Raw genomic sequence first — 24,871 nt, forward strand, 5'->3', positions numbered from 1 at the left:
GGTAATCTCTTGCGATCTTACCTATATTTCTTCGTGAGCACTTGATGCTTGTAGTTTCACGATAGCCCCGAAAGACCATCGCCGCACTCCATCAAGCGCCCACACTTATCGGCTGTTATTTGTTAAAGAACCATCCTGCCCGTACCACAGATTTCCATCCGCCGTACCGCCGTCAAATCGTTGTGTTTGTCGGCCAGCATTTATTCAATATGGCGTTTTTCTGGCAACATTCAAGAACATGCATTCCTTAATTTTGCTGCAGAAGCCGCAGAATTTCCATCCCGCATCGCCATACCCATCACCGCTCAAACCGCTTGCTGCGCTCGCTTTGTTTGCTGCGTTTCGCGACGGGAGCCGAACTATAGCAAAGCCAAACGAGACATGCAAATCTTTTTTCGATGTGCCGTCCATGCAACGTTAGGAACACTTGCCGCGTCATCTCCGACGGCTCCTGTTTCAGGTCAGCAAGTTGCCTTATTGGGCAGCAACGCACTTTGTACGGACATCCGTGGACAGTTCATTGGCTGTCATGTTCGTCAGAAGACTTCGGTCTAAGCAGAGGAAAAGGATTGACAGCGCCTGTGGGGGTATAGATCCCGTAATGAAGGTGAGGTGACGTATGTTTTGCGTTGCCGGTATTGCCAACGAAGCCGAGCAGCGTTCCTGCATCGATTCGTTGGCCGGTTCTTATATTGGCTGCTTGTTGGAGATGCGCGTAATAATGTCGCTGACCGCCCGGTCCCAATACCCAGACAACGTTTCCGCCGAGTTTACTTTTTGCAATCCGGCTTACCACACCACGAGTTGTCGAACGTACAGGGGTTCCGCGCTTTGCAAATATATCAATACCTTCATGTCGACGGTTTGTGTCGCGTGGGGCGTGCCATGAATTTCGGAGTGCCAAGATTGGAATGTGATCCACAGGTATCGGCAAAACTTCGGCCGGCACTTGGGAAAGGAGATCTACGCGAAATGCCGCAGCCTCCATCATCGGCTTTATCAAAACAATAAGCACGTTGATAATGGCTACAAGGTAAAGATGGCGAAGTACTTGCTGGACCATGGAGAAAAGACGAGCACTTAATTCTAATGAATCCGCATCGGAGCCGATACATGGATTGGAGTTGATTCTTTGTAACTGGTTCTGAAGGCACGCATTACACCGGTCATGGTGCTTGTATCGCTGCAGTGCATGTCTTGTAGGTAATTGACTTGACGCGCTTATGCTTCGAGAATCCGGTTTACGGCCATAGACCGACGCGAAGGACCGGATGTGAACGAGGAATCGAGCAACAAATCGCATGATCCCAGAGCTGAGAAAATATCGCGCGTCATCGTGGCAGTGATGACTTGTCTCGGTGCGTTAGGCCTTGCCGCGCTAATCTACTTTCCTTTGCGTTACCTTCACTAAGAGAATCGCCCTGGCATAAGGTGCGAGATGCAGAGGCACCGGACACTAAGCACGCAGACCAATATCAAAATTTGCCGCGTAACCATCTGTTGTTTTAGCCGGCTTGATTAACAGGTTTGCTCCGTCGCCATGCCGGAACAGACCGTCTTCAGTGTTCAGCACGTCCCGTCGTCCGCGGCGACGATAAATGCCACTGGCGTGCACGATGTCAGTAATGCCGTCATCGAAGTACAACTGCGAGGTGAATTCACTTCTCCTGTTTCCGTTTGCCACCGTTCGCACCTTGAAATGAATATGCACTGCGCGGCCTGGATACCAACCGGGGTAAATCGTCATAAAGCGAACGGCGCCGTCAGCGCCAGTTACCTGATAACCTCGTAGAAAACTTTCTCTCGCAAAGTTTCCCGTCTCCTGATCAGCGCCTGAGTATTGTCCGTTTGCATCGCAATGCCAGACATCGACTATCGCGCCCGACACCGGCAAGCACGCTGACCGACCAACGGCATGAACACGCAGGGTCAACATGAGAGGTGTACCTCCGCGGATTGCCTCGCTGGCTGGATCGGCACGGATATCCGATCTCTGAAGACGCTTATCAATAAAGAATGGACCTTCGGTCTGCTTAGGTGTTATGACACACGCCGGCATGGTGGACTCAACGTCGCCGCCGCTGGCCGTTTCAGCGTAACCTGCGGCACCAAGCGCCGCACTACCAAGCAATATAAGTGTGCGACGCCTTGCCTGATCGGGCTCCAACAACTGATCCTTTTTGTTCACGGCAGACTCCTTGCTGTCGATTATACGAACATATTTGAAAGCTAAAAACCAAAAGCCAACGACTACAGCGATGAGCCAGAGGCGCAAGGTGCTGCAATGGCCTTTACCAAAACCAAAACCAACACCGACCTGGATCCTGAAGTCCCGACCTTCGTCGATAGTGATAGTGTCAGCTGACGCGTGTTCATGCCTATTGGTATGGTAATTTTTCCTGCAAAACTTCGCTTCTCATTGGAAACAAAATTACTGAGTGAAGTCATACTGCCGTAACATCGAACTTCTATCATTCGTACATCTGCTGTACATGCAACTGATATGCATGACGGTAGCCAGGTATGCCGTCAGATCCGAATCAGAACGGGGCGGCATACCAACCACTCCCGCACCCGTTCAGTCATCGCGTTTTTCTATAACGTCCAGCCGCGCATTACATCAACGCGCCCCCTGAGCTATGTTTGCCGCAAGCTTGCAGCACACAGCGCTTTTACGATTGCTCCCCTCGACAAGCATCCCATTTCTTGACTGCCGTCAACGCATCGATGTACATCGACATCGGGTTAATCTTTGCAAACTACAAGCATGTCAGCTCTATACGTATTATCCCCAATGGTAGTAAATACGAATTAGGGCCAAAGTTTTTATGCGGTATAAAAATCCATTTCCAAAGAGAGATGGCGGAGACAAGTGGCAATAAAGGCCTGCACTCTTTGAAGAGGTGCGGGCCTTTTCCGTTTGATAACACTTATGCATTTTTCCCTTGACTGCCGTTCAGTTGATCGGGCGATCTACACCTGCGACTCAAGGAATCAACTTCCCGAAATGTTCAACTTAAATTTGCAAAACTTTTTGCAAGTGATCATTTCGCGACAGCCGATAATAAATTACCGTGACCATATAGTCGAAACAATTTCCTTGGATAAAATATCGAGTGAAGCATGGGCATTTCTTCAGAGCGTTCGCCTCTGCTGATGTTTCGGAATAGAAGGAACCATGGGAATCACAAATATTCATAAAGCGGCTTCCTTTAAGGAAGAAGTCCTCGCCTCATTGAAAGAACTCGACCGGCTCAACCAACGGAAAATTTCGACGCTGGCCACATTGACAAAGCACTTTGCGCAACTGGTACAGGACAAGCTGGTACCGGGCGCGGTGATTGACATTACGGACTTTCATGGTGGTGCCTACAAGGCCAGGGTAATCAGTGGTACACACGTTCAAAATACTCCCTATTTCCGCATTGACCAGGAATTATCGCTGACAGTGGACGACCGTCCGCTCAATTCCTCCTGGACGGCAATTGCAACGCCGTTACGACCAGGCGATATGAAACCCTACTTTACGGCGGTAACCTTGCAAGGTTATGTGTTTCAGGGACGGGCAGAAATTGACCACGCAGCCTCGGACAATGAGAACATCCTGCATCATCTAACCCTCTGGGAACGGGCGCAGCAAGCCTAAGCATCATAGCTGGACAAATTATCAATCATCGTCGCGAGCTTCGATGAAAACTGCCATTTCCTGTGGAACGCTGATCATCAACGCACGCGACGAGATTCTTCTCTGCCATGTCACCGGGAAAAATCATTGGGACATTCCCAAGGGATTGCTCGATGCCGGTGAGTCCACTCTGGTGGCTGCGCAGCGAGAGTTGTTTGAAGAGACCGGCCTGACGTTTGATATCAATGCATTTGAAGAATTTGGCCGATTCGCCTACCGGCCAAATTACTGACTTGTCTGTTGCACAATGTGCGGCGTTGCCGCGTAAAATAAAGCTGACTGCATCTGCAAGCCGGTCTGATCGTTGATGCCCTGACCTTTCCGAACCACGCGAACGGATACCGCCATGTGTGCGAACTATATCCCATCGACCCATGACCAGTTGCGACAACATTTTCAGGTTGCGCCGCCGGATTCGGAATACAAGGCCGAATCGTTTCCAGGCTATATGTCGCCACTGATTCGTCTACCACGCGCCGATGCCCTACCGGGCGATCGAGCCTGCGCATTGGGCATGTTTGGCATGGTGCCGCATTGGGCGGAGGAGAAGCTCGCGCGCCAGACCTACAATGCACGCGCTGAAACCGTAGCGACCAAGCCGAGCTTCCGCCATGCCTTCAAGCATGGCCAGTTCTGCGTCATTCCGGCTGCGTCGTTCTATGAACCGAGTTACGAGTCTGGAAAAGCCGAGCGCTGGGAAATCGCGGCGGCCAATGGTGAACCTCTGGGCATTGCCGGGATCTGGGACTACAAACCTGCTACCGACAAAGGTTTGCCGTTGCTCTCATTTTCAATGCTGACTATCAATGCCGACGGCCACCCTCTGATGCAACGCTTCCACAGGCCGGATGATGAAAAACGTATGCTGGTGATTCTCCGTCCGGATCAATATGATGAATGGCTACATTGCCCGGTTGATGAAGTTTCGGTTTTCCTGGAACGCTACCCTGCGGATGCCCTGACTGCACATCCGGCACCGCGGGGTTCGCATAAAACTATCCAAGGCTCTCTCCTTTAAAGGTTTGAAATCGGAAAAGAGCTGTAAGACGTCATAACTTGAAGAAGCGCACCATTTCCGCCAGCTTCGTTGCCTGATTTTGCATGGAGTCGGCAGCAGCAGCAGCTTCTTCCACCAGTGCGGCATTTTGCTGCGTCACCTGATCCATTTGCGTGATTGCACGATTCACTTCTTCGATACCGCTGCTTTGCTCTTCACTCGCTGCGAGGATTTCCTTCATGATGTCGGCAACACGTTGTACGCCGTTCACAATCTCCGCCATTGTCGTGCCGGCGTCACTGACCATGCGTGTGCCAGCTTGTACATCCTCCGCGGATTCAGTAATCAGCGCCTTGATATCCTTGGCCGCCGCAGCAGAGCGCTGCGCCAGCTGACGCACTTCCGATGCCACGACAGCAAAACCTCTGCCCTGTTCGCCAGCCCGCGCCGCTTCGACTGCCGCATTCAGTGCGAGTATGTTGGTCTGAAACGCGATGCCATCAATCACAGCAATGATGTCGACAATCTTGCGCGATGACGCGTTGATCGCCTCCATTTTTCCTACCACATCCATCACCGCGACGCCGCCCTTGCTCGCTACCGCTGACGCGGACTCTGCGAGATGATCGGCCTGGCGGGCGTTGTCAGTGTTGTTCCTTACCGCCGATGTGAGTTGTTCCATGGCCGAAGCGGTTTCTTCAAGTGAACTTGCCTGCTGTTCGGTGCGGGTTGAAAGATCCAGATTGCCGGCGGCTATCTCGCCAGACGCTACAGTCATCGCACTGGTACCACTACGGATCTCTTGCACGGTGCGCAGCAGGCTATCTCTCATCTCGCCAAGGGCTCTGACCAGTTCGCCGGTTTCGTCATGGGAACGCGCTTCCAGCCTGACCGTAAGATCGCCCTGCGCAACAGAATGGGCAAGTTGAACCGCTTCCGACAGCGGCTTTGTAATGCCGCGAGCCAGCATGGCTGCGAAAATGGCTCCGATCACCACGCTCAGTGCTCCAAGCACGATGAGCAGGATACGGCTAGCTACGTAGATGGCATCGAGCTCTTCATGCATCTGATGAAAACGCGAGCTCTGATGATCCCGATACGCTTGTACCGCCGCAACATATGCGGCCATGGCCGGCAGCATTTTCGAGTCGCTTAGCTCCTTGGCCTCGGGAGCTTGTCCATCAGCCTTCATCTTCATTACCTGCTGGCGAATGTCCCGATACAAAGCACGTGTCTCGGCGACATTGGACATTAACTGCTTTTCGTCGGGACTGGTCGCCAGTGGCTCAATTCTTTTCTGCAAGGCGCTGATTTCCGCGCTTTGTTCAGCCATCTGTTTTTCGAGTAGCTTGACATCGTCTTCGCCGCCGACCTTTCCTATTGCGGAGGTTCGGATTGCATTGTTAGCTATTCCACGCAGCCACTCTTCGGCCAGCACCTGCTTTTCTGACGCCTCCACTAATCGGTCTGTTGCCGCCTCTGCGGCAATGAGCCTCCACACACCTGCTACGATCATAATCGCCGTCAAGGCGAGAACAAAGCCAAATCCAAGGCCGAGACGAGCGCCAATCTTAAATTTTAAAAACATGAAATAACCCCGAAACCGTACTGCATTTGCTGCAAGAAGATTGAATTGAAAATGTTTGAGCGGCCGTTGGCCATGCAATTGAAAGGAACAACGCAAATACGCTTAGGAAAATAGTACCGCGCGCAGTTTTGATCCGGCCACCAGAGAACGATTTCAAATCGGAAATATCGATAGATGTGGCAAAACTGCCATAACGAATGGGCAATTTTGTTAGAAGCGTTTTAACTAGTTGCCATAAAAAATAGCATTTGTATAAACATGAGAAAAGTACAGCTATGCGGATGTCGGCCGACCACGCGTCACATCATGTGACGGGCGATGACGATTCAATCAACCTGCGGAAACGATGTGCAAGAGCTCAGATCAATTCTGACCCGTAACGTAACGAATGACATCGATGGATTTTTTTGACTGGCAAGGCGCAGGAAGACTCAATAGCGGGCATTGACGACGCGTGCAACGCCGGCAGGCGGCTCGGCGCCCCCGGAAAAAGACGCGATCTCATGTTGCGTGATGGGCGGGGATTGGTATCAGCTGCTGTGAGCAGCATTGCGCGACCAGGACAATCGCGACAGAAGTCGATTAACGGCGGCAAGCCCTGCTGGCTTGGTCAGATGTCCGTCAAATCCGGCTGCTCGTGACCGCTTTCTGTCGCTCTCGCTTCCCCACCCTGACAAGGCAACCAGGACAACTTGTTCCATGCCGGGAGTTTTGCGTAAAGTGCGTGCGACTTCGTAGCCATTCATTCCTGGCATTCCGATATCGAGGAATACCACCTCGGGTTTGAAGTCTTGCACCATCTCGAAAGTCTGCATGGCGTCGTTAGCTACACGGGTGGTATAGCCTCCTACCTGCAGCAATGCCGAAAGACTTTCTGCTACATCACTATTGTCATCAACGACCAATACGCGCTTATTGATATGGCCAATCGATGCCGCTAAGGGAAGCGACGTTTCCGGTTCCTCAGATGCCTGCAAGACCAGAGGCAGGCGTACAGTGAAGGTACTGCCGCACCCTGGCCCTTCGCTGCTGGCCGTAACGGCTCCCCCATGGAGTTCTACAAGACGCCGCACCAGAGTCAGTCCGACACCAAGACCGCCCTGCGCCTGCTCCTTGTTTTGCCCGACCTGGGTGAACATATCAAAAACGCTCGGTAACAAACCTTCGGGAATACCGACGCCGTTATCGGTGACGGCAATGACCGCCTGGTTCCCGTCGCGTTCAGCCGTGAGAGCGATGCGGCCGCCCGCGGGAGTGTATTTGCATGCATTATTCAGCAGATTGCTCACCACTTGCGCCAGCCGCGTCGGATCAACATCCAGCACCATGGTTTCCGCGGCCACCTGTACAACAAGTTGATGCCGCGATGTCTGGATCAGGGGCATGCTGGTCTCGACCGCGCTATCAACGATGTTCTTCAGTTGTACCCGCTCCTTTTTCAGATGGACCTTGCCGCGCGTGATACGCGCCACATCGAGAAGATCATCGACCAAGTGCACCATGTGAGTCAGCTGGCGTTCCATCATGTCGCGTGTCCTGCCAAGAACCTCGGCATTGCCGGCAGACAGCCGCATGATTTCAAGCCCGTTCTGCAACGGTGCCAGCGGATTTCTCAGCTCGTGTGCAAGAGTGGCAAGGAATTCGGTCTTTCGGCGATCCGTTTCGGCAAGATCGGTCGCCAGCCTGCGCAAATTATCGGCCACGCGCTTTTCACCGGTCACGTCCCGGAATATCTTGGTGAAGCCGCGCAGGGCACCCTTTGCATCGTTCAGGGCAACGGTCACCCCATCAGCATAAAATCGGCTTCCGTCCTTGCAGACATGCCAGCGCTTGTCTTCGCATCGACCATGCTCCTTGGCCTCCGTCATTTCGGTATCTGGCCGCCCCGCAATACGGTCTTCGTGGGTAAAAAGCATCGACAAGGGTTTGCCGATTGCCTGCCGGGCAGTCCAACCCGTAATTGCTTCGGCGCCCCCTTCCCACTCGGTAATCCAGCCATCCACATCCGTCACAACGAAAGCGTAGTCTTTGAGGTTCTCGAGCAACAGGCGAATCCGGGCATCCTTTTCACCGAGGGCTGCAGCGTGGCGCTCCCTTTCGATCCGGGCAAGATCGATCGTCTTGCGATACAAGTCAACGAAAAAGCACACTTTCGCCTGCAGAACCGTAGGAATGATAGGCTTGGTCAGGTAATCGACCGCACCGAGCGCATAGGCTTCGTCCACTGGAAAATTCGGGTCGTCAGGTGCGGCCGTGAGAAAGATGATTGGCGTCCGGTTCGACTTGGGATGGGTGCGTATCATCCGCGCCGTGTCGAATCCGCTCATCGTAGGCATGCGCACATCGAGCAGAATAACGGCAAAGTCCATACTGAGAACATGCCGTAACGCCTCCTCGCCTGAGGAAGCGGATATCAGGTTTTCGCCAAGCTTGTCGAGTATGGTCTCGATTGCCAAAAGATTGGCTGGCTGGTCGTCTACCAACAGGATGTTGACCGGTTCCGGTCTCGTCATGTTTACTCCAGGTAAGCACCCATACCGCATGGCAGGGAGGAATGCGTTACGTCGACAGGCGGGCCGGATTGGGAGTGATCGTTTTGACGATACGTGCTTGTCAGTTCCGACATACTTTTCCAGCTATTGAAAACGTGCAAAAGAGCATCGAAAAATCTTCATTGGCTCAGCGTTGGCAGCAAGGTAACTTATTGCTTCTCTTCCGCTGAGTTGGTTTGCACAGGCGCTTCACCTCCATCGTCAAGCCCATCAGGAAATTGCCTTGTGACCACGCGGTGGCATCTCTAACACCGTACCGATCTGCCTGAAAATATTGACATCCGTCACGAATCAGGGTGACAGATGGCTCGTGCTTATTCTCCACGGCTTGGGCGGCGAGGGTTTGAGATTCAGCAGCCTTTGTGAGGCGTTAAGCACTTTAACGGGAGTGAAAATAAGTTCACGGTAAAGCATCTGTGGCGCGTGGCAAGTTTCCGCGCGTTAGCAACGCATCGAGCGATGCGTGCCAAAGTAAAATATTCTCGGCATGACTGTACATCGACGCTGGTCGCTTTGCTGGCGGCATTTTGATACGAGGGGCGCCGAGAGCTTTTCCCCCGACCTCTGTTCAGTCAGGGGGAAAGCGCTTTAGCACGCAGCGACAGGAGCCATCGCCGCGCCTTCCGATTCAGGCGACGCGCTTTCCAAGAATAATGAGATCACGTTCGATGCCATCCAGCGTCGCCACGCGCGGCATGTTTGCCCACCGTTCAAATCCGAAGGCATCGAACAGTTTAAGGCTAGGCTGGTTATGTCCAAAGATAAAGCCCAACAACGTATGCACTTTGATCTGGGGGGCAAAGTCGATCGCCTGTTGTAGCAGATAACGTCCGAGCCCTTTGCCACGCATGTCTTCGTGAATATAGATCGACAGTTCCGCCGTCCCGGAATAAGCGGGTCGCCCGTAAAAGTTCGAGTAAGACAACCAGCCGAGTATCTTGCCTTCCTGTTCCACCACCCACAGCGGGCGACGTTCCGGTGTATGTTCCGCGAACCAGGCATGGCGAGACTCCACGCTGACCGGTTCGGTATCGGCTGTGACTTCACGCGATGCAACCGTACTGTTGTAGATGTCGACGATGGCGGGCAAGTCGTCGAAACGAGCGAGGCGATGCTGATAAGCGTACTTGGCAGACATGATGCAGAGGCAAATTTATTATGGGTTACAAGGTATGCGTAGCGCGGGATGAGCGCAGTGCGGCGCCGAGTAGTTCCTCGATACGCTGTTTGACCCGCAATCCGCTTTCGTCGGAAGAGAAATGAACACCGATCCCCTGTGCTTTGTTATTGTTGGCGCCCGAAGGCGTCACCCAGGCGACCTTGCCGGCGATTGGATATTTTGTCGGATCGTCCATCAGGGTAAGGATCAGGTAGATTTCGTCGCCCAGTTTGTAAGGCTTGTTGGTCGGGACGAAAATGCCGCCATTCTGCAAAAACGGCATGTACGCCGCATATAACGCTGCTTTTTCCTTGATCGGCAGAGACAGGACTGAAGGACGCGCGAGAGCCGCGCCGGTGGCGCCTGCAGGTTGCGGCATGACGGTATTTTCGGCCATGGATGTCCTTTGAGACTAAAAGCTCGGTTCAGGAAGGGAATAGCGCAGCGTAATCGAGCAACATGTCTTCAATGAATAGCTTGGCCGACAGCGGATGGTCCGCTATCGCGCGTCGCTCTTTCACCGACTTCAGCCCACGTAGCAAATTGCTCACATCCGCTTGCTCGGCCAATGCCGTAATTTCCTTCCGGTAACGCGGATAATACCGGATTCTGCCTGAAAGTTTGAGTGAAAACACGTCGTACAGCCAGCGCTGCAACCATGCAACAAGGTCGGTGACCGGCGCCTTTTGCAGCCTGTCGGCGGTTTTCAGCGCACCTTCAGTGCCGGGACGGGCCAGCGCACGCAGAAACTCGTCCATGATGTCATGCGCATCACTCTGCGCCATGTCGTGGGCAGCCAGTGGCGCTCCACCCTGCTCGGCCAGCCACAGGTCGGCATCCTTCACCCCTTGTTGCTGCAGCCACCCCAGCGCCTCGTCGGGTGAAGGCATGGGCATGCCAAACTTGCGGCAGCGCGAAAGAATCGTCGGCAACAAGCGCTCGATGCTATTGGATACCAGCAGGAACATGGTGGACGGCGGCGGCTCCTCGAGCGTCTTCAGGAGTGCATTGGCCGCTGCGGTATTCAGCGCCTCCGCCGGATACAGGACGACGACGCGCAGGCCTTGCCTGTGGGTCGACACGTTCATGAAATCTGCGAGTGCGCGTATCTGGTCGATCTTGATTTCTTTCGACGGCGCCTTGGTCGCCTTGCTTTTCTTTCCTTCACCGGCCTCGGCTTCCTCGCCGTCGGCGCCGTCGTCCTCATCAAGGACTTCAGGCCGTACCCGACGGTAGTCCGGATGGCTGTACTGGGTGAACCAGCCGCAGGCATCGCATTTGCCGCAGGGATGACCACCTGCAGCAGGCGTCTGGCACAACAGCGACTGGGCAAAATGCTCGGCGAATACGGTTTTACCGATGCCTTGGGCGCCATGAAACAGAATGGCGTGCGGCAGCCTTTCTCGCAATTGCTGCAACTGCTGCCAGGAGCCGTCTTGCCAAGGAAACAAGGGAGATGTCATCGTTTGCCAGTCTTTCGTCTTACAGGTCGCACACGATGCCGCGTACCACGTCACGCACCGCTTCCATTGGCATGGTGGAGTCGATTACACGGAAGCGTTGGGAATACTGCGCGGCCCGGCGCAGGTAGGCGTCCCGGGTCGCGGCAAAAAAGTCAGCCTTTTCCTGCTCGAATTTGTCGAGTGCACGGGTAGCGTCAAGCCGGGCTCTTGCAACGTCAAGTGGCACGTCGAACAGTAAGGTCAGATCAGGCTGCAGCTTCGGATGCACCCATTTTTCCAGTGCTTCCAGTTTATCGAAATCCAGTTTTCGACCTCCTCCCTGATAGGCGAAACTGGCATCGGTAAAGCGGTCGGAGATGACCCAGTCGCCGCGCGCCAGTGCCGGTTCGATAACTTGCGCGAGGTGTTCGCGCCGGGCGGCGAACATCAGCAGCGCTTCCGTTTCAAGGTGCATCTTTTCGTGTAGCAGCAGTTCGCGCAGCTTTTCACCGAGCGGCGTACCACCCGGTTCGCGCGTCATGACGACGGACTTGCCGCGCTCTTTCAGCAGGTCCGCGACGAAGGCGATATGCGTGGACTTGCCGGCGCCATCGATGCCTTCAAAAGTGATAAATTTACCAAGTGTCATGAGGCGATACCGTAATGATCAATGCACTCGGCATTATCGCTGGTATTTGTTGACGGCGCGGTTATGGTCGGCAAGGTTTTTGTTAAATTCGCTGGTGCCGTTGCCCCGCGCCACAAAATACAGGGCGTCGGAATTTGCAGGATTCAACGCGGCTTCGAGCGATTCCGCGCCCGGCAATGCAATGGGGGTCGGTGGCAAACCGACCCGCATGTAGGTGTTGTACGGCGTGTCGGTTTCGAGATCGCGTTTGCGGATATTGCCCTGAAATTTCTCGCCCATGCCATAGATGACGGTCGGGTCGGTTTGCAAAAGCATGCCCTTCCTGAGGCGGTTTACGAACACGGCGGCAATCAGGTTGCGTTCGGACTTCTGACCGGTTTCCTTTTCGATGATCGATGCCATGATCAGCGCCTCGTAGGGCGACTTGTACGGCACGGACGGACTGCGGCGTGCCCAAGCCTCGTTCAAGCGTTTCTGCAGCAGCGCATGCGCCTGTTTGTAAATAATCAGATCGCTTGCTCCCTTTGCGAAGCGATAGGTGTCGGGAAAAAACAAACCTTCGGGATGGGTGTATTGCACCCCGATTTTTTCCAGCAGTTCGCGGTCAGACATACCGGCAGTGTCGTGCCTGATCGCAGGATGGGCGGCGATGGCCTGGCGCATCTGCTTGAACGACCAGCCTTCGATGATGGCGAGTCCTTCCTGCGCAAATTCGCCGCGCACCAGCTGATCGATCAGCGTCAGCGGCGTGGTGCCTGGCTTGGCCTCATAGCTGCCGGCCTTGAGCCGGGATGCCTTGCCAGTCAACCGGGCAAGCAGTTCGAATACCCATGGGTTGACGGGAACGCCGGCTTCAGCAATTTGCTGGCTGGTACTGCGCACGCTACTGCCTGCCTTGACCGAAAATTCGATCGGCCTGTCCTCTCGGCCAATGATTGGCTGGTTGGCGATAAAAGTGACGCCGGCAGCGGCAAGCGCGACGAATACGATGATGCTGAAAATAAACTTTTTAATCAAAACTGAATCCTGAATCGCTGGTCGGCCATCGTCGCACGGTTTGGGCGCCTTGGACGGCTTTGCAAGGTTTGATGGACGCCGGACGCGTTTCCCGAGACCTCACTATAATCAAGCCATGATGATAATTGAATAATTCCCCAGCGTATGACAATCACTATGAACCCATGGTTGCAATTTCTCGCCGATAGCGGCGCGCGCATCAACCCCGATGACGGCGCGGCGGAATTCGATGGCCCTCGTCCGGCAGGACAACTTCCGAGGGCTTATGTATCGCCCCTGGGCGATCTTGGCCTGATCGCCATCACTGGTGAAGACAGCCCGACTTTCCTGCACAATCAACTCACCAATGACGTGGAGCATCTACCTGCGTCCGAAGCGCGGCTTGCCGGGTATTGCACGCCCAAGGGCCGGCTGCTCGCATCCTTCCTGATGTGGCGTACGGAAGCCACCATTTTCCTTGAACTTCCCCGCCAAATCCAGACCACAGTGCAAAAGCGGCTGCAAATGTTTGTGCTGCGCTCCAAGGCCAGACTAAACGATGCCGGCGATCAGTATGCCGTACTGGGCTTGGGTGGTGAAGCGGCAGCCGAGGTATTGAAACAATGGTTTCCCAGCGTTCCCACGCAAGCATTTGCCAAGCAGGATTCGGCATCCGGCTCCCTGATCCGCCTTCCGGACGCCTTTGGCTCGCCGCGATATCAATGGATTGCGGCCACGGCGATTGCGCAACAGGTCTGGCCAGAACTGGCCAAATCGATGACGCCGGTCGACACCAGCCTCTGGCGACTCACCGACATCCACGCCGGCGTACCGCAAATTACGCAACCGACACAGGAGCAATTCGTGCCGCAAATGGTCAACTTCGAGTTGATTGGCGGTGTGAACTTCAAGAAGGGTTGCTATCCCGGCCAGGAAATCGTCGCCCGCAGCCAGTACCTCGGCAAGCAAAAACGTCGCATGCTGCTGGCGACCGTTGAGGGTGCGGAAGTCCGTCCCGGCATGGAGGTCTTTTCCAGCACCGACCCAGGACAGCCATGCGGGATGGTGGTGAACGCAGAGCGCAATTTGCAAAGTGGCGTCGATTGCCTGGTCGAACTCAAGATCGCTGCTGCCGAGGAAGGCGCGGTCCATCTCGGCTCTGCGCAGGGCCCGGTCCTTGCGTTCGCCAAACTCCCCTACGCGCTACCCGCATGAAGGCGGATACATCGAGGCGAAGACATCCGTGGACTTGTACATCTACTATCGCGTCGCGACTAGCGACGCACCGCTGCTGCAGGCCCGCGCTGAGACCATGCAGCAATCCCTTTCACGGGAATATGGTATCGTGAGCCGACTGAAGCGGCGCCCTGCCGAGACCGATGGCATGCAGACATGGATGGAGGTCTACCTGTCGGTTCCTGCGGGCTTTGAAGCAGTGCTCGAACGGGCCGTGACTGATACGCAGCTGAACGCGCTTATTCACGGCCCGCGCCATACCGAACATTTTGTGGATGTTTCCCCATGTGCCTGATCGTCTTTGCCTGGCAGGTCGTACCCGCAATCCCTCTGGTCGCAGCGGGTAACCGCGATGAGTTTTATGAACGTCCCGCAGCGCCGGCCGACTGGTGGACCGATTATTCGCAGGTGTACGCTGGACGCGACTTGCGCGGTGGCGGTACCTGGATGGGCGTGACCCGTGATGGCCGCTTCGCAGCGATCACCAACGTGCGCGATCCCTTGACAAAACGTGAACCTGCGCCATCGCGCGGTGAACTGGTGGCCGGTTACCTGACCGGGGATATGGGGCCGGAAGCCTACATTGCATCCATTGCGCCGCAGGCCAGCCAGTACAACGGGTTCAACTTGCTCGTGGGTGACGCCGACAAACTGGTATGGTTGACTAATGCCGCGACCAATGATGAGCGTAACGGCAAAGCTCTTGCACCTGGCGTGTATGGATTGTCGAATGGCCTGCTGAACGATCCCTGGCCCAAGGTAGTGCGCACCAAGGCGCAGTTCTCCAGCCTGCTCTGCCAGGGCGCACCCGAAGATGCCTATTTCGAAATGCTGACCGATACGGCGCGCGCGCCGGATTGCCGTTTGCCGAAAACCGGTGTCAGCCTCGAATGGGAAAGAGTGTTATCGGCGGTGTGCATACAATCGCCTGAATACGGCACGCGGACATCGACAGTGGCGCGGGTTTTTTCAAATGGAACTGCCGCGCTCCAGGAGCAAGTAATACGCTAACGGGTGATATGCCAGGCTTGTTGGCCCCTATCAGCGAAACCTATCTCGCAAGCTGCACTTGAACTACTCAGCAAAGACATGCCGCATCTCGATATGCGGTATTCCCGCTTCCATGAATTCTTCGCCCCGGCGGGAAAATCCATAACGCTGATAAAAAGCTTCGGCATGCGTCTGTGCGCTGAGTACGACCTCGCGGTCACCGCGCTCGCGTGCTTGCTCCATCAGCGCCTGCAACACCAGGCCACCGATGCCGTCGCCACGCATGTCCTTCACGACCGCCATGCGGCCGATGCGCCCATCGGGTAGAAGACGCCCGGTGGCGATGGGCTGTCCTTCATTGCCATACACGACGGCATGCAGCGAGACGTCGTCCATCTCATCCCATTCCATGTCGAGCGGCACCTTTTGTTCGACCACGAAGACCTCGTGCCTGACCGGTTTTGCACCGGCCTGCTGCGAGGCCCAGTCGCCCAGGGTGAGGCGTATCGTCATGCCGCCTCGGGTGCAATCTTTTCCATGCGTGTCATGGTGTCACGCCATTCCTGAGGCCAGGGAACGCCTTTGCGCAGCGTCGTGTCCGCATACACGTAGACCAGTTCGCCGGAAATGAGGTGTTGATCGCCGAGATGAATTTCAAGGACGAACCTGACGGAGGTACGACCGAATGCAGCGCAGCGCACACCGATATCCAGCACATCATCAAAGCGTGCCGGCGCCTGGTATTCGATGGTCGCTTTGCGGGCGAACATTTCGCATCCTTCCTCGGCCTGCTGCATGGCCGTCGGCAAACCACTCGCACGCCAGTATTCAGTGAACGCGACATCGAAATACGTCAGGTAATGGCCGTTGAAGACAATGCCCTGCATGTCGACTTCGGCCCAGCGTACGCGCAGGGAATGGAAAAAGGAAAAATCTTCGCGTGCCATAGTGATCGGGAGTGGTGAATGTGAGCGGAATTATGACCGATTTCTACCTTCTTCTGCGCGCTACAGAAAGGAACGTATCAGGCGGTTCACGCGCTCAGGCTGCTCATGCACGATCCAGTGCGTGCCTTCCGGGATACGTTCGATTGTTACATCGTCGATCAGGTCCTCAAGTCCATTGAGCAGACTCTTGGGAAGCGCAATGTCCTGTTCACCCCAGATCACGCCGGTCGGCACCTTGATACGGAAGTCTTCCGGATTCAACTGCAGCTTGAGCGGCCCCTGATGATCGTCGGTCGGGGGATGCAAGGGCGAAGCACGATAGTAGTTCACACCGCCCGTCAACCCGCGTGACCAGCATTCATGGTACCGGACACGCACCTCCGGCGTGAACCACGGCGTCGGCGAACGTCCCATGCCATTGAGCAGGCGTTCAAGCAGGGCAAAATCATCTTTTGCCAACGCGGCTTCCGAGCCCTCCGCTCGCAGCCAGTTCATGTATTCGCTTGCGGCTTTTTGCTCAGGATCCTCGGCCAGTGCCTTGGTGAACAGATAGGGATGTGGTGAATTGATGATGACGAGCTTATGCAGAAGCTGTGGCAAGGCAATCGCAAAATTCCATGCCACCGCGCCGCCCCAGTCGTGCGCCACCATCACAAACTTGTCGTAACCAAGATGCGCGGCCAGCAGGCGCAAGTCTTCAACAATATGTTTTGCCTTGTACGCCGAAAGGTCGGACGGCATGCTGGAGAGATTGAAGCCGCGCAGGTCGGGCGCTACTGCAAAATAATCGCCACCGAATTCCTGTAACTGCGCCTCCCACTCATACCAGAACTCGGGGAAGCCGTGTACGAACAGCATCAGGGGCTTGCCCTTTTCGCCCGCGCTGGCATAGTGCAGTCGCATGCCGTTCGGGAGATCGGCATATTGGTTGCTACGGATTGCAGCAGTCATCCTGGTTTCTCCTTGCAGTGGTGGCGCAGCGGATTACTTGACGCTCAACTTGGCCTGCAGCATTTCGCGGATCTGCGGCGCGGCGGCAAACGGATCGCTGGGATTGCGCTGCAGAATGATATCTTCCATGCGCGTCTGCACATTGCCCAGCGCGTGCGGATGAGAATAAATATAAAACGCGTCGTTGCGAATCGCGTCGAAGGTACGCTGCGCCACTTCCGCGGCGCGGACCTTACCAGAGGAAACCGCCTTTTCCGACACCGCTTGCGCAGCCTGCTGGCTGGCAGTCGGTCCGCCCTCCTCCTTGACATCATCCGGACGATTGCGTTGCGACTGACTGATGCCCGTCGGGACGAAATAGGGGCACAGCACCGATGCGCCGATCGGAGCCTTGATCAGTTGCAGGTCCTGGAACAATGTCTCGGACAGCGACACGACCGCGTGCTTGGACACGTTGTAGATGCCCATGTTGGGCGCATTGAGCAAGCCTGCCATGGACGCGGTATTGACGATGTGGCCCTGATAACCCGGCTCATTTTTTGCGCATTCCAGCATCAGCGGCGTGAAGGTGCGCACGCCGTGGATAACGCCCCAGAGATTAACGCCAAGGACCCATTCCCAGTCTGCAATCGAATTTTCCCAGATCAGACCGCCGGAACCAACGCCCGCATTATTGAATACCAGGTGGACCGCCTTGAAGCGCTCCATCGTCGCATCGGCGAGTGCCTGGACCGCCTCCGCTTTGCGCACATCGCAACGTACGGCCAGGACCTCTGCGCCCTGGGCCTCAAGTTCGGCGCGTGTCTTATCGAGGGCATCTTGCTGGACATCGGCGAGCACAAGCTTCATGCCGAGACGCGCACCGATATTGGCAAATTCACGACCGAAGCCGCTGGCGCCGCCGGTGATGACGGCAACTTTATCCTTGAACTCTTTCATGGTATCTCCTGTAATTTTATATATCTATCCTGAAGCTCAACGCCGGTTCAAACCTGATTCAAACCTGATTCAAGCCAGGCTTATACTTTCTTGAGCTGAAAGCCGATGCGCGGAAAGTGCACGACGACCGTGCCGGCTTGCGGGTCTTCCCGGCGGACAGCAAATTCAGTAGCAGTCGAGACAATCAGGTCGCCTTCGACTGGGTCGATGGCATAATCAGTCGGCATGATCGCGACACGGTCGCCAAGCGCCACACCATGGGTATCGACAAATACGGCATCGCCGCCGACAACGGATTTACTATTGCGAGCAATCTGCAATGCCTCCTCGGCATTCATTTTTTCAAACGCATGATGCCCGAACGCGGCCATGCGTACAGCCCACTCCTTCAGCGCCGGCGTTGCGTTCAGAATCCCCGCAACCGGTTGAGCGCGCTGGATGAACCAGACGGAGTGGTACACCGAAAAATCGGCGATCGTCGCTTGTTGGCCGAGCAGGTAAGGCTTGCCATCGGCAAGCATGTTTTCCAATCGGCCCAGATAGGCGGTAAGGGCCCCGGTCGCCTCCGGTACCGACATGCGCGGCGCGTTACTGCGCATCGCCGCGCGGTCCGCCGAGAACGCCTTCATTTGCTCGGGAGTGACATTGCCTAGCAGATGCGGGATTGACGCCGGCTGGAATACATAGGCGATCATGGTCCAGAACAAGGTCGTGTCCGCCCATTGCGCGAGCGTGCGGGCGATGCCTTCGCTGTCCTTTGGGTAGATGGTCGGGCTAGGTGCCATTTTTTCCAGCACGTCACAGATGAGCGACGTATCGCAATAGATATCCGCACCGATTTGCATCACGGGCGTACGGCGATAACCACCGGTCAGTGCCGTGAGACTAGGCTTGGGCATGATGGTCGGAATGATTACCGACGTCCATGGCAATTTTTTGTAGCCGAACAGCAGGCGAACTTTTTCGGAAAAAGGGGAATTCGGATAATGATGGAAGATGATGCCGGACATCGGTGTCTCCTGATTTTCGATGACTGTTATGGCCAGTCTTTGATGTTATATCGCGCTTGCGCAGCAGGATCGCGCGGCGACGCATTACTCCGACAGAGAGCGGATCACTAGCTACAAGTCGGCAAGTGCGCGGCAAGCGCGCGCCAAGTCCGTTGTAGTCCCTTCCCCTTCAAGGCGGCCCGCGTAGGGGGAAGGGAACATCAAGGCCTTAAAGACTTCTGGGTAATGCTCAAATCAGCTTGACCAACTGCTTGCCGAAGTTCTTGCCCTTCAGCAGGCCGATGAACGCCTCAGGCGCCGATTCCAGACCCTGCGCTACCGACTCGCGGAATTTCAGCTTGCCGCTTGCGACGAGTGTGCCCAGTTCCTTCAGACCCTGCGGCCAGAATTCCATATGCTCGGACACGATGAAACCACGCATGGTCAGACGCATCGTGAGGAAGGTCCGTACATTATTGATCGCCATCGGTTCGCCGTCATAACCGGCAATCAACCCGCACAGCGCGATACGGCCAAACGGATTCATGCGGGCAAGTGCCGCGTCAAATACCTGGCCGCCGACGTTTTCGAAGATCGCATCGATGCCATTCGGCGTCGCCTTCGCAAGGTCTTCCACCAGGTTACCCGCCTTGTAGTCAACGCAGGCATCGAAGCCCAATTCATTGACCACGTAATCGCATTTCTCCTTGCCGCCGGCGATCCCCACCGCACGGCAACCGCGTACCTTGGCCAGCTGCCCGACTACGCTGCCTACCGCACCGCTTGCGGCCGAGACGACGATCGTTTCGCCTTCCTTAGGCTGCATGATCTGTGTCAGCCCGTACCATGCGGTCATACCCGGCATGCCCACCGAGCCGAGGTAGGCAGACAGCGGCACATGCGTCGTGTCCAGCTTGCGCAACAGGTTGCCGTCAGAAACACCCATTTCCGACCAGCCCATCATGCCCTGTACCTTGTCGCCGACAGCAAACTTCGGATTTTTTGATTCGACGATTTCGCCGACGGTTCCGCCGACCATGGTCTCGCCGATTGCCTGTGGTGCTGCGTAGCTCTTCACATCTTCCATGCGCATGCGCATGTAGGGATCAAGTGACAGATAGTGATTGCGGATCAGGACTTCCCCGTCCTTGAGTGTCGGAACCGGGACTTCTTCCAGGCGAAAATTGTCAGGCGATACTTCGCCCTTGGGGCGGGATGCCAGAACCAGGCGCTTGTAGGTATTCATTGTTGCCTCGCGATTAATGGTTTGCTCAGGTACGCAAAGGATATGCTTATTCGTGATCCATCTTGCTGCCGACATCCACGCGCCTGAGATACTTGAAAGTACCCATGGCCTTGGCGACAAGTTTGTCGCCGTTCCATAGTTCTCCTTCACAAAAGCACATGCTGCTCGAGTGATGAATTGCCTTGCCTTTGGCGATAATGCGCCCGCCGGGATGCCCACCGGGCTGCATGAAACTGGTTTTCATTTCCACCGTCACGCCGCCACGAGCAGTCGGGTCGAGCGAACGGCCGGCCATTGACATCACCGCGTCCAGCAGCGTCATGGTCACGCCACCATGCGTGACCATCCAGCTATTCATGTGCCGCTTTTCCAGATTCAGCGCGACTTGCGCTTCACCGTTTCCCATACCGAGAAACTCCACGCCCAAATCATGGAGGAAGGGAATCTCGGATGAAAAAGGCTGAGGTGTCGAATGTTGATCCATCAGTGAACAGCAGAGACACCGCCATCGACGGCGAGAATTTGACCGGTGATGTGCTTGGCAGCATCGGAGGCGAACAGCAATGCCGCACCCTTCAGGTCTTCATCATCGCCGATGCGCTGCAGCGGTGCGCGCTTGGCGAGGTTGTCGGCGCCAAAATTTTCCAGCACGCCCTTGGTCATCTTCGACGGGAAGAAACCTGGTGCCAGCGCATTGACGGTAATGCCGTGCTTGCCCCATTCGCCCGCCAGGGTGCGCGTGAAATTGACGACCGCGCCCTTCGAGGTATTGTAGGAAATGGTCTGCATGGAATCCGGGCCGTTGCCCGACAGGCCGGCGATGGATGCCACGTTGATGATGCGGCCGTACTTGCGTGGAATCATCGACTGTTTGCCGACTGCCTGCGATAGCAGGAAGATACTGCGGATGTTGAGGTTCATCACCTTGTCCCACGCCTCGACCGGATGATCTTCGGCGGGCGCGCCCCATGTCGCACCGGCATTGTTGACCAGGATGTCGATATGGCCGAGTCGCTTCATGGCTTCGGCAACCAGCGGAGCCACCGCGCTTTCCTGCGACAGGTCGGCCGCAATGGCGCTGGCTTCGATGCCGCGTCCTTTCAGGTGTGCAACGGCTTCATCGAGGTCCGCCTGCTTGCGCGATGACAGGACGATCCTGGCGCCCTGCTCGCCGAGTGCTTCGGCTATTTGCAATCCCAGGCCACGGGAGCCGCCGGTCACGAGTGCAGTTTTACCGGTCAGGTCAAAAAGTTGTTGTGTGGTACGCATACTGTCTCCTGATGTTGTGGTCGTGCGGCGGTATCTGCGCCAGTATGACGGAGATACCGCTTTTACGAGAGTCATTGTCGCAAGTTTACTTGTGCTCACCAACTAGCTCAGAACCATGCATCCTGCATGTCGAGCGTCGTTGTGTCGATGCTTTCTAGCAGGTCAAGCTGAGGCTGGATCTTTGGCAATTCCCATTTGAAGAAATAGGCGCAGGCTTGCAGCTTGCCTTGGTAGAAGTCGGCATCGTGGCCGGATTTTCCGGTCGACAGCAGCGCCTGCTGCAGCCACATCCACGCAACCACCGTATGGCCGAAGGCTTCCAGGTAGACAGAGGCATTCGCCAGCGTCTTGTTCATGTCACTCGCACCGTACAAGGCCTGCGTCACCTTCTCGATGCGCTGCAGTGCCGCGCCCAGCGACTTGGCATAGCCGCTCAGTTCAGGTACTTCCATTGCCTTGGCAATGGTCTTCTGCACTTCCACGCCGAGCGCCTTGAAGGCGGCACCACCCTGCATCGATACCTTGCGTCCCAGCAGGTCCAAGCCCTGAATACCGTGCGTGCCTTCATGGATCGGATTGAGGCGGTTATCGCGATAGAACTGTTCGACGTTGTACTCGCGGGTGTAACCGTAACCGCCATGCACCTGGATTGCGAGGTTATTCGCTTCGAGGCACCATTGCGAGGGCCAGGATTTGGCGATCGGCGTCAGGATATCGAGCAACAATGTCGAATGGCGACGGACGTCTTCCGATTCAGCGGTACGCTCCTCGTCCACTAGGCGTGCGCAATACAGGTTGAGCGCGAGGCCGCCTTCAACATAGGCCTTCTGCGCCAGCAGCATGCGCTTGACATCGGTGTGCTGGATGATGGGAATCTGGGGCTGAGCCGGGTCTTTTGCCATCGGATGGCGTCCCTGCGGCCGTTCACGTGCATATTCAAGCGCATGCAGGTAGCCGGTGTAGCCCAGCATGACGGCGCCAAGGCCAACACCGATACGGGCCTCGTTCATCATGTGGAACATGTTGGCCAGCCCCTTGTGCTTTTCGCCGACGAGATAGCCGACCGCGCCAGCCTTGCCGCCCGGTTTGAACTTGCCTTCGCCAAAATTGAGCAGGCAGTTGGTGGTGCCGCGATAGCCCATCTTGTGGTTCAGGCCAGCCAGGACGACGTCATTGCGTTCGCCCAGGGAACCGTCCTTGTTGACCAGCTTTTTCGGCACGATGAACAGTGAGATGCCTTTCACGCCTGGAATCAATTTGCCGTTTTCATCCGGCACTTTGGCAAGGACGAGATGCACAATGTTTTCCGACAGCTCATGCTCGCCTGCGGAAATCCACATCTTGTTGCCCTTGAGGCGGTAGGTGCCGTCTTCCTGCGGCTCGGCGCGGGTGACGATGTCCGACAGCGAAGAACCGGCCTGGGGCTCGGACAAGCACATGGTGCCGAAGAAACGGCCTTCCAGCATGGGCTTGACGAAGGTGTCGATCTGCTCCGGCGTGCCGCACTTGAGGAGCGTATTGGAGTTACCAATCGTCAGGAAGGGATAGGACGAAGTGCCGACGTTGGCCGCCTTGAAGTAGCCGAAGCCCGCCTTCTCGATCACACATGGCAACTGCATGCCGCCGAAGTCGTAGTCCTGCCCTGCCGCCATCAGGCCGGCGTCGCAGAATGCTTTGAGCGCGGTCTTGACTTCCGGGATCATATGGACAGTTTCGCCGTCGAAATGCGGCTCTTCCTGGTCGCTTTTCTTGTTATGCGGCGCGAACAGATCGGTTGCGATCCGTTCGCAGGTATCCATTGCCGCGTTGAAGGTTTCGCGGGAATGATCGGCGTAGCGTGCGCGCTTGGTCAGCGCCTCGGAATCGAGCCATTCGTACAGCAGGAATTCGAGGTCGCGACGAGAGAGGATTTTCGATTGCATGATGAGCCCCGCCTGCCGCATCAATTGCAGCAGGAATCAATAAGCATGTTGAAATAGTCGGACATGAGCTTGTCCAGATGCGTTCGTGGGCGCCGAAGCGCCCACGAGTCTGATATTGCTTACACCACTTCGAAGAGGCCGGCAGCACCCTGGCCACCGCCGATGCACATGGTCACGACCACGTACTTGGCGCCGCGGCGCTTGCCTTCGATCAGCGCATGGCCGGTCAGGCGAGCGCCCGATACGCCGTACGGGTGACCCACGGCAATCGCGCCGCCGTTGACGTTGAGGCGATCAGCCGGGATGCCGAGCTTGTCGCGGCAGTACAGGACCTGCACCGCGAATGCTTCGTTCAGTTCCCACAGACCGATGTCTTCCACCTTGAGGCCGGCTTTCTTGAGCAGCTTGGGGATCGCAAAGACCGGGCCGATACCCATTTCATCCGGCTCGCAACCGGCGATGGCGAAACCGCGATAGATACCGAGCGGCTGCAGGCCGCGTTGTTCGGCCAGCTTGCTGTTCATGACGATGGCAACCGATGCGCCGTCGGAGAACTGGCTGGCGTTACCTGCGGAGATCACGCCGCCCGGCAGCGCGGTACGGATCTTGGACACGCCTTCAAGTGTGGTGTCGGCACGGATGCCTTCGTCGGCGGAGATGGTGACTTCGCGGGTCACCAGCATGCCGGTTTCCTTGTCGGCCACGCCCATGATGGTCGTCATCGGAACAATTTCGTCGTTGAACTTGCCTGCGGCCAGCGCAGCCGCTGCGCGCTGCTGGCTCTGGACGCCGTATTCATCCTGGCGTTCCTTGCTGATGTTATAGCGCTTGGCGACTGTCTCAGCAGTCTGCAGCATCGGCCAGTAGATTTCAGGCTTGTTCTGCTTGAGCCAGACTTCAGCCAGCATGTGCTTGTTGGCTTCGTTCTGTACGCAGGAGATCGACTCGACGCCACCCGCTGCATACACGTCGCCTTCACCCGCGATCACGCGCTGCGCTGCGGTCGCGATGGTTTGCAGGCCGGAGGAGCAGAAACGGTTGATGGTCATGCCGGCGGTCGTCACCGGGCATCCGCCGCGCAGTGCGATCTGACGGGCAATGTTGCTGCCGGTGGCGCCTTCCGGCGTGGCGCAGCCCATGATGACGTCTTCTACTTCACCTGCTTCAATCTTTGCGCGCTCGATAGCTGCCTTGAGCACATGGCCGCCCAGCGTCGCGCCGTGGGTCATGTTGAACGCGCCTTTCCATGATTTGGCCAGGCCGGTACGAGCTGTGGATACGATGACGGCGTCAGTCATTTAATGCTCCTTGAGT

At 56.1% G+C, this 24,871-nt stretch carries 25 protein-coding genes; 6 read left to right on the top strand and 19 right to left on the bottom strand.

Annotated features, from left to right (window positions below; genetic code table 11):
• Nucleotides 1-517: 517 nt before the first annotated feature.
• Nucleotides 518-1,063, bottom strand: coding sequence for a M23 family metallopeptidase (locus tag ASE07_RS28315; RefSeq protein ID WP_082584331.1), 546 nt, complete (start codon nucleotides 1,061-1,063; stop codon nucleotides 518-520).
• Between the two features lie 393 nt (nucleotides 1,064-1,456).
• Nucleotides 1,457-2,188 carry an intradiol ring-cleavage dioxygenase gene (locus ASE07_RS20245; RefSeq protein ID WP_057292661.1) on the bottom strand — a complete coding sequence of 244 codons (732 nt, stop codon included), beginning with the start codon at nucleotides 2,186-2,188 and terminating at the stop codon, nucleotides 1,457-1,459.
• Nucleotides 2,189-3,178: 990 nt separating this feature from the next.
• Between ASE07_RS20245 and ASE07_RS20250 the strand changes: the two genes are divergently transcribed.
• The 3 genes from ASE07_RS20250 to ASE07_RS20260 all read left to right on the top strand — a co-directional run bounded on the left by ASE07_RS20250 (nucleotide 3,179) and on the right by ASE07_RS20260 (nucleotide 4,703).
• On the top strand, nucleotides 3,179-3,646 hold the full coding sequence (locus ASE07_RS20250; protein WP_057292637.1) for a hypothetical protein: 468 nt from the start codon (nucleotides 3,179-3,181) through the stop codon (nucleotides 3,644-3,646).
• Between the two features lie 43 nt (nucleotides 3,647-3,689).
• Entirely contained in the window at nucleotides 3,690-3,917 is a 228-nt protein-coding gene (locus ASE07_RS20255; RefSeq protein WP_057292638.1) for an NUDIX domain-containing protein, read from the top strand.
• A gap of 114 nt (nucleotides 3,918-4,031) precedes the next feature.
• The gene (locus ASE07_RS20260; protein ID WP_057292639.1) at nucleotides 4,032-4,703 is read left to right on the top strand and encodes an SOS response-associated peptidase; all 672 of its coding nucleotides are present in this window, start codon (nucleotides 4,032-4,034) and stop codon (nucleotides 4,701-4,703) included.
• A 31-nt stretch (nucleotides 4,704-4,734) separates the two neighbouring features.
• On the opposite strand, the gene ASE07_RS20265 is transcribed toward ASE07_RS20260, so the two are convergent.
• The 7 genes from ASE07_RS20265 to mltG all read right to left on the bottom strand — a co-directional run bounded on the left by ASE07_RS20265 (nucleotide 4,735) and on the right by mltG (nucleotide 13,086).
• Nucleotides 4,735-6,270 carry a methyl-accepting chemotaxis protein gene (locus ASE07_RS20265; protein WP_057292640.1) on the bottom strand — a complete coding sequence of 512 codons (1,536 nt, stop codon included), beginning with the start codon at nucleotides 6,268-6,270 and terminating at the stop codon, nucleotides 4,735-4,737.
• Between the two features lie 530 nt (nucleotides 6,271-6,800).
• Nucleotides 6,801-8,783, bottom strand: a complete 1,983-nt coding sequence (locus tag ASE07_RS20270) for a hybrid sensor histidine kinase/response regulator (protein WP_057292641.1) — start codon at nucleotides 8,781-8,783, stop codon at nucleotides 6,801-6,803.
• A 667-nt stretch (nucleotides 8,784-9,450) separates the two neighbouring features.
• Nucleotides 9,451-9,960: a GNAT family N-acetyltransferase gene (locus tag ASE07_RS20275; RefSeq protein WP_057292642.1), complete on the bottom strand. Its 510-nt coding sequence runs from the start codon at nucleotides 9,958-9,960 to the stop codon at nucleotides 9,451-9,453.
• A gap of 25 nt (nucleotides 9,961-9,985) precedes the next feature.
• Nucleotides 9,986-10,378, bottom strand: a complete 393-nt coding sequence (locus ASE07_RS20280) for a PilZ domain-containing protein (protein ID WP_235548547.1) — start codon at nucleotides 10,376-10,378, stop codon at nucleotides 9,986-9,988.
• A gap of 28 nt (nucleotides 10,379-10,406) precedes the next feature.
• Nucleotides 10,407-11,444, bottom strand: a complete 1,038-nt coding sequence (locus ASE07_RS20285) for a DNA polymerase III subunit delta' (protein WP_057292643.1) — start codon at nucleotides 11,442-11,444, stop codon at nucleotides 10,407-10,409.
• 19 nt (nucleotides 11,445-11,463) lie between these two features.
• A complete protein-coding gene (tmk, locus tag ASE07_RS20290; protein ID WP_057292644.1) occupies nucleotides 11,464-12,072 on the bottom strand; it encodes a dTMP kinase in 609 nt (202 codons plus the stop codon).
• 33 nt (nucleotides 12,073-12,105) lie between these two features.
• Nucleotides 12,106-13,086, bottom strand: coding sequence for an endolytic transglycosylase MltG (gene mltG, locus ASE07_RS20295; protein ID WP_057292663.1), 981 nt, complete (start codon nucleotides 13,084-13,086; stop codon nucleotides 12,106-12,108).
• Nucleotides 13,087-13,245: 159 nt separating this feature from the next.
• Here mltG and ygfZ point away from each other — a divergent pair, with 159 nt between their 5' ends.
• The 3 genes from ygfZ to ASE07_RS20310 are packed head-to-tail and all read left to right on the top strand — an operon-like array spanning nucleotide 13,246 to nucleotide 15,315.
• The gene (ygfZ, locus tag ASE07_RS20300) at nucleotides 13,246-14,283 is read left to right on the top strand and encodes a CAF17-like 4Fe-4S cluster assembly/insertion protein YgfZ (protein WP_082584333.1); all 1,038 of its coding nucleotides are present in this window, start codon (nucleotides 13,246-13,248) and stop codon (nucleotides 14,281-14,283) included.
• A 28-nt stretch (nucleotides 14,284-14,311) separates the two neighbouring features.
• Nucleotides 14,312-14,599, top strand: a complete 288-nt coding sequence (locus tag ASE07_RS20305; protein WP_057292646.1) for a DUF4936 family protein — start codon at nucleotides 14,312-14,314, stop codon at nucleotides 14,597-14,599.
• Nucleotides 14,590-15,315: an NRDE family protein gene (locus ASE07_RS20310; protein ID WP_057292647.1), complete on the top strand. Its 726-nt coding sequence runs from the start codon at nucleotides 14,590-14,592 to the stop codon at nucleotides 15,313-15,315. Before ASE07_RS20305 ends, ASE07_RS20310 begins: the two co-directional genes overlap by 10 nt.
• Nucleotides 15,316-15,378: 63 nt before the next feature.
• Here ASE07_RS20310 and ASE07_RS20315 read toward each other — a convergent pair whose 3' ends face one another.
• From ASE07_RS20315 to ASE07_RS20360, 10 genes are all read right to left on the bottom strand, one after another.
• Complete coding sequence (locus ASE07_RS20315) at nucleotides 15,379-15,807, bottom strand: GNAT family N-acetyltransferase (RefSeq protein ID WP_200960988.1); 429 nt, start codon at nucleotides 15,805-15,807, stop codon at nucleotides 15,379-15,381.
• Nucleotides 15,804-16,241 carry an acyl-CoA thioesterase gene (locus ASE07_RS20320; RefSeq protein ID WP_057292648.1) on the bottom strand — a complete coding sequence of 146 codons (438 nt, stop codon included), beginning with the start codon at nucleotides 16,239-16,241 and terminating at the stop codon, nucleotides 15,804-15,806. Before ASE07_RS20320 ends, ASE07_RS20315 begins: the two co-directional genes overlap by 4 nt.
• A gap of 60 nt (nucleotides 16,242-16,301) precedes the next feature.
• Nucleotides 16,302-17,192, bottom strand: coding sequence for an alpha/beta fold hydrolase (locus ASE07_RS20325; protein WP_057292649.1), 891 nt, complete (start codon nucleotides 17,190-17,192; stop codon nucleotides 16,302-16,304).
• A 33-nt stretch (nucleotides 17,193-17,225) separates the two neighbouring features.
• Nucleotides 17,226-18,131, bottom strand: coding sequence for an SDR family oxidoreductase (locus ASE07_RS20330; RefSeq protein ID WP_057292650.1), 906 nt, complete (start codon nucleotides 18,129-18,131; stop codon nucleotides 17,226-17,228).
• An 80-nt stretch (nucleotides 18,132-18,211) separates the two neighbouring features.
• Nucleotides 18,212-19,141, bottom strand: coding sequence for a glutathione S-transferase family protein (locus tag ASE07_RS20335; protein WP_057292651.1), 930 nt, complete (start codon nucleotides 19,139-19,141; stop codon nucleotides 18,212-18,214).
• Between the two features lie 229 nt (nucleotides 19,142-19,370).
• Nucleotides 19,371-20,366 (bottom strand): NADP-dependent oxidoreductase, encoded by a 996-nt coding sequence (locus ASE07_RS20340; RefSeq protein ID WP_057292652.1) that lies wholly within the window; start codon nucleotides 20,364-20,366, stop codon nucleotides 19,371-19,373.
• Nucleotides 20,367-20,412: 46 nt separating this feature from the next.
• Nucleotides 20,413-20,850 (bottom strand): PaaI family thioesterase, encoded by a 438-nt coding sequence (locus tag ASE07_RS20345; RefSeq protein ID WP_057292653.1) that lies wholly within the window; start codon nucleotides 20,848-20,850, stop codon nucleotides 20,413-20,415.
• Nucleotides 20,850-21,635, bottom strand: coding sequence for an SDR family oxidoreductase (locus tag ASE07_RS20350; protein ID WP_057292654.1), 786 nt, complete (start codon nucleotides 21,633-21,635; stop codon nucleotides 20,850-20,852). Before ASE07_RS20350 ends, ASE07_RS20345 begins: the two co-directional genes overlap by 1 nt.
• A 107-nt stretch (nucleotides 21,636-21,742) precedes the next feature.
• Complete coding sequence (locus ASE07_RS20355) at nucleotides 21,743-23,557, bottom strand: acyl-CoA dehydrogenase (RefSeq protein ID WP_057292665.1); 1,815 nt, start codon at nucleotides 23,555-23,557, stop codon at nucleotides 21,743-21,745.
• Between the two features lie 119 nt (nucleotides 23,558-23,676).
• Nucleotides 23,677-24,855, bottom strand: coding sequence for an acetyl-CoA C-acyltransferase (locus tag ASE07_RS20360; protein ID WP_057292655.1), 1,179 nt, complete (start codon nucleotides 24,853-24,855; stop codon nucleotides 23,677-23,679).
• Nucleotides 24,856-24,871 lie beyond the last annotated feature (16 nt).

Origin of the sequence: Noviherbaspirillum sp. Root189 (assembly GCF_001428545.1) — a bacterium.
Lineage (GTDB): Bacteria > Pseudomonadota > Gammaproteobacteria > Burkholderiales > Burkholderiaceae_D > Noviherbaspirillum.